We start from the raw sequence: 2,394 nt of genomic DNA on the forward strand, positions 1-2,394 counted from the left end.
TCATTTTTTGCAAGGCTGTGGCCAAGATCATGTGGACATGCGCAGTTGAACGATTTCGTTTTTGATAGTCAAAGTGCTGGCCGTCGTCAGACTTTGAATATTTATTATCAATAACACTAAGCAATTCGTATGACGACCCCCAAACAACCGAATCCACGAAAGCATTAACGCCTTTCTTCTCCAGCTCGTGGGCTAGCTGAATTGCCATATCCTGGTCATTGTAGGAATGGGATATAAAACATCGCAATTCACTTTAGGAAATAGGTGTTCAGCAATCAGATCTGCATCGATGCTATTACCATCGTTCATAAGGTACTTGCCCAGATCGACCCTTTGGGCATTTACACTCTTGGTGTGTGCGTCAACGATCGCCTTCGAAACGAGCACATCCTTGCGGTCTAGGGTAAGGTTAAATCCATAATGCATTACTTAAATCCCTGATGAAGACGTCCCGTGACTACGTAGTTTCGGGGCAGTAGGTTGGCGATCCAGCTTATGATGAAGCCCAAGCCCAGCCGAGAATGCGCGCACATAATCGAGCAGCTCATCATCTTCATTGGCAGGCATGTTCTGAATCTCCGCCGCTGCGCCACCTGGGCTTTTCAGCGCAAGAATTTTAGCGTCCGGGCAGAGCTTCTTGAAAAGTTCGTATTCCGTCACGATGCCTTCTTTACCACCAATAAATACCGCTGCGTCATAGCGATAAGTAGTAAACATCTCCTTTCTCATGATGGAAAGACTTTGGTCGAGATTACTGCCAACGGGTGTTTCGATGAAATTGGCGAACTTTCTATTATCTTCAGGGATGACGCCCGCAAATTGCTTGCTCTGGAAAATCGTTACCGCATTCCGATTGGTGATGCCAAGATCTTCGCATACAGCCAGGATCAAAGGCGAAATGGACGGGTGCCCACCGAAAACCAAGTGCTTACGGCCAATCACCGTGAACAGGAATGAACGCAAGGCGGCCTGGATCAGCACCGGATCACACCTTTGGTAATAGGGGCTCTCGATATTTGGAACGCTGGCGGATAGAAAGATACTGCTCATATAGGGTTTCCGATAAATTCTGATTGGTCATGAGTCATCATAGGCTTGAACGACCAAAGCTGGTCAAATCCACAGCTTTTCGATCAAGCCACGTTATGTGTCTCAGGCCATTCAATGAACTCCGAGCAAGCATCATCGGTTGAGATCAACCGCACCTGCTCTGTGACCGACTCGTTCAGCCACTCCATATGTGCTCTCCACCTCCGATCCTTGATCCCCGCCTGGTTGTAAACAACGGCGACAGGCAGCATGTGGAAATCTAGTGTCGCCTCATGCAGCGCATGGCTTGTAGGAACCCCCATCTCGGGGTAAGCCACAATCCTTTTGCCGGCGATTTTCACGATCACACTCCGCCGTACCGAGTACCCCACGATTTCCCCGTCGTACTCCTCGATCGAGTTACGAAGCTTGCCGATGAGACGGGAGTAACGTTGCGCAACACTTTTCGTCCGCAGCATCTCAACCATGTCCATTACCTCGTTGAGCTTGGCGTCTACGAGCTGGTCGAGGGAATTCAGGGACTCCTTGGACAGATGGACTTCACCACAGGCCGTTTGCTCCGCCTTAGAGTCCACCCCTGGCCAACCTACCCGCAACACGCACAAGCCACGCATGGTGGCCTTCGCGAACTCTTGCTTCGTCCAACGGCTGTCGAAGTATTCCTTTGTATCCAAATACACGATCACGTCCGCGTCGCACAGGCGCTGCCACAGCACCTCCTGGAAGTGCTCGCCAGGGAGAATGTCATGCGTGTCGAGGAACACGTCGTACTGGCGGGCTGAAAGGGCTGCGTAGAGCTGCAGGGCAGCATTGGTCGACTCGACGCGGCGGTAGCTGAGGAACACCCGGCGCTGCTTAGGTAGCAGTGATGCGCCCTCCAACAAAGCCATAGCAAGACTGCCCAGGCCGGCTTTCATTTCCAGGCCATTGAGGCCGCCCAGTTTTCCTGGGAATTCAGCCGAGAAGTTGTCCTTGCATATTGCTACGGGGATCAGGGGGATCCTGCGCTTGATCAGTTGGCCGACGGCGGCCTCGTTATGAGGGTTACCGCCGCTCTGTGCACTGAAGCACAAGGCCGCGCTACACCGGTCAATGGCTGGCTTGAAATGGACAAGGTCGCCCTCGAACAAGCTCACGTCCTTGCCAAGCTCAAGACCCAGGCCTTTCAACCGGACTGCGATCTCTTGCTTGAGCTCCTCGGCCTGGCCTCCAGGGACGGTTCCTAGCAGTGCAAGGCAGTACAGGGTGGCTTGGTCTTCCATGGCGCAGTGCTCGTTATCGAAGGTTTTGTAGTGGCCTGAGGCTACCAAAAGAAGGGACGATTTGCTCAAGATTCGTGGGGGC

At 52.5% G+C, this 2,394-nt stretch carries 3 protein-coding genes; all 3 read right to left on the reverse strand.

Going from position 1 to position 2,394, the window contains the following annotated elements:
- Positions 1-208 (reverse strand): hypothetical protein (locus G3436_RS28135; protein ID WP_338001329.1); only part of this gene is annotated, 208 nt, incomplete at its 3' end.
- A 221-nt stretch (positions 209-429) separates the two neighbouring features.
- Positions 430-1,050: an SLOG domain-containing protein gene (locus G3436_RS26215; RefSeq protein WP_163951201.1), complete on the reverse strand. Its 621-nt coding sequence runs from the start codon at positions 1,048-1,050 to the stop codon at positions 430-432.
- A gap of 83 nt (positions 1,051-1,133) precedes the next feature.
- On the reverse strand, positions 1,134-2,394 hold a 1,261-nt coding region (locus tag G3436_RS26220; protein ID WP_243667342.1), incomplete at its 5' end, for a toll/interleukin-1 receptor domain-containing protein.

Source organism: Pseudomonas brassicae (assembly GCF_010671725.1).
Classification (GTDB): Bacteria; Pseudomonadota; Gammaproteobacteria; order Pseudomonadales; family Pseudomonadaceae; genus Aquipseudomonas; species Aquipseudomonas brassicae.

Coding starts and splice junctions, on each gene's coding strand:
- G3436_RS26215 (WP_163951201.1), bottom strand. CDS start 1,050: ATGAGCAGTATCTTTCTATCCGCCAGCGTTCCAAATATCGAGAGCCCC.